At 50.2% G+C, this 4,309-nt stretch carries 7 protein-coding genes; 6 read left to right on the top strand and 1 reads right to left on the bottom strand.

Going from position 1 to position 4,309, the window contains the following annotated elements:
• A partial coding sequence (locus tag CSQ88_RS21920; RefSeq protein ID WP_143449567.1) for an IS3 family transposase occupies positions 1-116 on the top strand: 116 nt, incomplete at its 5' end.
• 81 nt (positions 117-197) lie between these two features.
• Here CSQ88_RS21920 and CSQ88_RS21915 read toward each other — a convergent pair.
• Positions 198-695: a GNAT family N-acetyltransferase gene (locus CSQ88_RS21915; protein WP_180273772.1), complete on the bottom strand. Its 498-nt coding sequence runs from the start codon at positions 693-695 to the stop codon at positions 198-200.
• Between the two features lie 142 nt (positions 696-837).
• Between CSQ88_RS21915 and CSQ88_RS21910 the strand changes: the two genes are divergently transcribed.
• The 5 genes from CSQ88_RS21910 (at position 838) to CSQ88_RS22860 (ending at position 4,206) form a co-directional block, all read left to right on the top strand.
• The gene (locus CSQ88_RS21910) at positions 838-1,755 is read left to right on the top strand and encodes a LysR family transcriptional regulator ArgP (protein ID WP_099400184.1); all 918 of its coding nucleotides are present in this window, start codon (positions 838-840) and stop codon (positions 1,753-1,755) included.
• A 166-nt stretch (positions 1,756-1,921) separates the two neighbouring features.
• Positions 1,922-2,449: a YbhB/YbcL family Raf kinase inhibitor-like protein gene (locus CSQ88_RS21905; RefSeq protein ID WP_099400183.1), complete on the top strand. Its 528-nt coding sequence runs from the start codon at positions 1,922-1,924 to the stop codon at positions 2,447-2,449.
• 60 nt (positions 2,450-2,509) lie between these two features.
• Positions 2,510-3,304, top strand: a complete 795-nt coding sequence (locus tag CSQ88_RS21900) for a helix-turn-helix transcriptional regulator (RefSeq protein WP_099400182.1) — start codon at positions 2,510-2,512, stop codon at positions 3,302-3,304.
• A gap of 182 nt (positions 3,305-3,486) precedes the next feature.
• Entirely contained in the window at positions 3,487-3,984 is a 498-nt protein-coding gene (locus CSQ88_RS21895; RefSeq protein WP_099400181.1) for a DUF4442 domain-containing protein, read from the top strand.
• Positions 3,985-4,038: 54 nt separating this feature from the next.
• Positions 4,039-4,206, top strand: a complete 168-nt coding sequence (locus tag CSQ88_RS22860; RefSeq protein WP_143449565.1) for an enoyl-CoA hydratase-related protein — start codon at positions 4,039-4,041, stop codon at positions 4,204-4,206.
• The last annotated feature ends 103 nt before the right edge of the window (positions 4,207-4,309 follow it).

Raw genomic sequence — 4,309 nt, 5'->3', positions numbered from 1 at the left:
AGCAACTAGAGCAAGGCATCGTGGATTACATCCATTACTATAACCACGACCGAATCAAACTGAAGTTAAAAGGGCTGAGTCCTGTGCAATACAGAACCCAGCCCTTGAGCGCCTAGCTTTTATACTGCCCAACTAATTGGGGTCAGTTCAATCAATCGTGGCTTTTTATGCTTATTAAAAAACGACAAACATTCTGCTTATGCCGCCCGCAATTGGCGCTCATAAACCACATAATTACGATTAGGTTTCCAGCCAGCATCCTGATACAGCGTTAATGCTTTGGCTTCACTCGCTTCAGATTCCATTTCCATATAGCCCACATGATGCGTGGCGGCGAAGTCTTCTGCGGCTTTGATTAATGCACGGCCAACGCCACGGCCACGGGCATCTTTGGTTACAAATAAATCATTAAGCAGCAATGTTTTCTGCATACGCAATGAAGATAAATTCCAATACAGCTGGGCAAAACCAACGGTTTTTGTGCCTTCACATGCGGTAAACAATACGGAATCGCCTGCTTTTAAGCGCTCTACCAAGTATTGATGCCCTGCTTCTAAATCTGCCTTTTGATTAAAATGCTGGCGATATTCATCAAACAAGGCCCATGCGCCCCATAAACGCCAGATTTCGTGCAAGTCATTTAAATCAGCCTGGCGTATGGTTAGTGTTGTTCCATCATTTAATAGGGTATTCATTTTCTCATCATCCGGATAAATCATTAAGCAGCGGTTTATTCTTTAGTTAACAACTGTTTTGTATTCCCTTGTTATTTAGCATTCAAACACATGCTTGATTTATGGTAAAACAAGCAATTCTTATGTTGCATAAGCCAAACTGATGCTTGACTACAAATTACTTGAAGCGCTGGACATGGTGGTGCGTGAAAGCAGTTTTGAGCGGGCTGCCAAGCGCCTGTTTTTAACGCAGTCGGCCGTATCGCAGCGCATTAAATCGCTGGAAGAAAAACTGGGCAAAGTATTGGTGGTGCGTGAAAGCCCGGTGCACGCCACGCGCGCGGGTGAAAAGCTGATTGTGCATTTTCGCCAGGTGCGCCAATTAGAGGCAGCCCTTGCCGAGCAAATCGATTTTAAGGAGCAGGATTGGCAGAGCGTGCGCCTTGGCGTAAATGCTGACAGCCTGGCGATTGGTTTACTGGATGCGCTGGCCCCGCTGTTAGAAAGCGAGCGTTTATTGCTGGAATGCGTGATTGATGACGAAGGCTATACGCTGGATTTGCTCCGCGCTGGCGATGTGGCGGGCTGCATCAGCACCCAGCCCAGCGCGGTAACCGGCTGCGCCGTACAAAGCCTGGGCAGCATGCCCTATGTGTTTGTGGCAACGCCTGCTTTTGCAGAGCGCCATTTCGCCCAGGGTTTTACCCAAACCGCGCTGATGCATGCGCCAACGGCTATTTTTGGCAACCGCGATTCCCTGCACAAACGCTGGTTAGGTGAGCGTTACGGCATTATGGATGATCACTTCCCCTGCCATCAGATTCCTGAAAGCCATGCGCTGTTTGATGCGGTGTGCTTTGGCCTGGCTTACGCAGCAATTCCTTACGCCCAGGCCAAGCCTGCCATTGCATCAGGCAAAATTATTGAGCTGGCCAGCAGCGAGCGTATTCATATCCCGCTGTATTGGCATCACTGGCAAAAACAAACGCAGGAAGCCAAGCGGATCAGCGATGCCGTGCTCGCATTTGGCCGCCGCGCCTTGCCTTCGCAAGAGGCTTCACTGTATTTGAATGCTTTGTAAACTTGATGCAAAGTGAGCCGCTTTTGCCCAAAGCCGAATCGGCAATCGAACCTGCTTTTATTCGAAAATGGCACGATCAGAGCGAAATCAGCTAAAAATAGAGCGTTTAAGGATAAAATGAACACACAAGATTTTATATGATGAGGGCTCTACAAGGAGCCTCACCATGAAAGCCATGCTATTAACCGCCTTACTGATTAGCCAAACTGTTTTTGCCGCTGATTTTAGTGTTCATAGCTCAGATATCAAGGCCGGCACACCAATGTCGGCCCAGCAAGAATTTAATGGCTTTGGCTGCAGCGGAGCAAACCTCTCCCCCCAGCTACAATGGCAAAATGCGCCAGCAGGAACCAAAAGTTTTGCCATTACGGTATTTGATCCAGACGCACCAACGGGCAGCGGTTGGTGGCACTGGAGTGTGATTAACATCCCGGCAAATACGACATCTGTAGCCACGGGCAGTACTCCTAAGGGCGCACTGGAAACACGTACCGACTATGGCTCAGCAGGTTTTGGTGGTGCATGCCCACCCGCCGGAGACCCCGCTCACCGTTATATCCATACCATCTGGGCTTTGGATATTGAACAGCTGCCTCTTGATGCCCAAGCCAGCGGTGCATTAGTTGGCTATATGCTGAACCAACACAAGCTAGGCACCGCTCAACTGATCGCCACGTATCAGCGAAAAAAATAAGATCGCAGGCTGGCTCCGCGCTTAACCAAACGATCCTCAATTAATCAAACGGAAGCCTGAATGAGCCAGCTTACAAGCCGTAGTATTCAGCAGTGTGTTGTTCAGGCCAAAGCCACGCAGTCCTTACGCAAAGTGTGCTTTCTGCAATTTACGCTGATGCGGGTGCGCCATGGCGCCAAGCATATTTACTTGAACGAGCAAACGCAGATTGCCCGCAGCGGAGACATCGTCATTGTGCCCGCAGGTATGGAAATGAGCCTGTCCAATCAGCCCGATGCGCATGGCTATGTTTGCGAAGTGCTGCAACTAGACCCAAAGATCATGCAAGCTTGCCGCAGCGCCTATCCTGAGGCTGTCCATGCTCTGCAATCCACGGCGCTATGCGCCAAGCTCACCCCCGTCATTGCCCAACTATGGGATGAGCTTTTTACCGCCAGCCAGAAGGGCGAAGTGATCGAGCTGCTAGAACATCGGGCCCTGGGTTTATTGCTGGGGCTGGTGCTTGCAGGATTGGGCGGCGCACTGTTTATTGACCGTCACTCCCCCGTCGTCACACGGGTTCAGCAACTGGTTTTATTTCAGCCAGGCAAAGAATGGACGGTGGAAGAGATGGCACAGCATTTGCAAATGGGGCCATCCACGCTGCGCCGCCAGCTTGGGCAGGAGGGCAGCTCGTTTCGCAAAATACTTGAGCAAGTCAGATTAAATACCGCACTAGGCATGATTCAAACCAGCAAACAGCCGATTGGACAAATAGCGAGCCAATGCGGCTATGCCTCTGCCTCCCGCTTTAGCAGTCGCTTTTACCAGTACTTTGGAGTCAAACCCTTACAACTCAGAGCAAGCGTAATGTAACGGAGCGGCCCTGCCTTGCTTCGCCACACCCTGACCAGCTTATTGCGTTTAAAACACCACCGTAAGCTCTGCGACAAAACACTACATTAAAACGATCGTTTGTAAAGGCGGGATATTCCGGTCACAAGCGGCGCGGTTTCTTGCTATTTTATCTTCTACTCCAGCCAGATAAGGCCACCCAGATGACCCGCCCACTCAATAAAATGAGCCGTATTGCCGCCAAAACGGCCAATCTACCACAAGGCTTACGCAGCTTTATTCTCACCCGCCTGTTTGGCCGCATCGTGCCGTTTTTAGCCACGGCCTCAGTGCAGTTTGAAGAAGTCGGCGCGGCGCGGCTGGTTGTCTCCATTAAAAACCGCCGCAAGGTGCAAAACCATATTAAAGGCGTGCACGCTGCGGCGATGGCGCTGCTGGCCGAAACCAGCACCGGCTTTGTGATGGGCATGAATGTGCCGGACGATAAACTGCTGCTGCTTAAATCCATGCATGTGGATTACCAGAAACGCTCGCAGGGCGATATGCGTGCCGTGGCCACCTTAAGCAATGAGCAAATCGAGCTATTACACAGCACAGAAAAAGGTAATTTTTCTGTAAATGTAGAGATCAGCGATGAATCTGGCGAAGCGCCTATTCAGTGCGAAATGGTCTGGGCGTGGTTGCCTAAAAAGCGCGATTAAGCCTTTCACAACAATTTAATACCACTGCAAGCTTCTATTAAAAAAGGACGCCCCATGCAATACGAAACGATTGAAGTGAATGTCAGCAACGCCATCGCCCTTGTCACGCTGAATCGCCCTAAAAAAGCCAATTCGCTCAACGCCCTGATGTGGCAGGAAATTAAAGCAGCGCTGAACTGGTGTGATCAAAGCGCCGAAGTCGGTAATTGTCAAGATAGTTGAGATGTTTTTACGATTTAAGCGACCTGTAATTCCTCGCTTGTTTTAGGCTCAATAGCCCGGTCGGGGTTCAATTGCACTTCATCTTGCCAGCTCCAGTTCCGAG

It is taken from the genome of Iodobacter sp. BJB302 (genome assembly GCF_002735645.1).
GTDB lineage: Bacteria > Pseudomonadota > Gammaproteobacteria > Burkholderiales > Chitinibacteraceae > Iodobacter.
This window is presented reverse-complemented; position numbering and strand designations above follow the sequence as displayed.

Coding starts and splice junctions, on each gene's coding strand:
- CSQ88_RS21915 (WP_180273772.1), bottom strand. CDS start 695: ATGAATACCCTATTAAATGATGGAACAACACTAACCATACGCCAGGCT.
- CSQ88_RS21910 (WP_099400184.1), top strand. CDS start 838: ATGCTTGACTACAAATTACTTGAAGCGCTGGACATGGTGGTGCGTGAA.
- CSQ88_RS21905 (WP_099400183.1), top strand. CDS start 1,922: ATGAAAGCCATGCTATTAACCGCCTTACTGATTAGCCAAACTGTTTTT.
- CSQ88_RS21900 (WP_099400182.1), top strand. CDS start 2,510: ATGAGCCAGCTTACAAGCCGTAGTATTCAGCAGTGTGTTGTTCAGGCC.
- CSQ88_RS21895 (WP_099400181.1), top strand. CDS start 3,487: ATGACCCGCCCACTCAATAAAATGAGCCGTATTGCCGCCAAAACGGCC.
- CSQ88_RS22860 (WP_143449565.1), top strand. CDS start 4,039: ATGCAATACGAAACGATTGAAGTGAATGTCAGCAACGCCATCGCCCTT.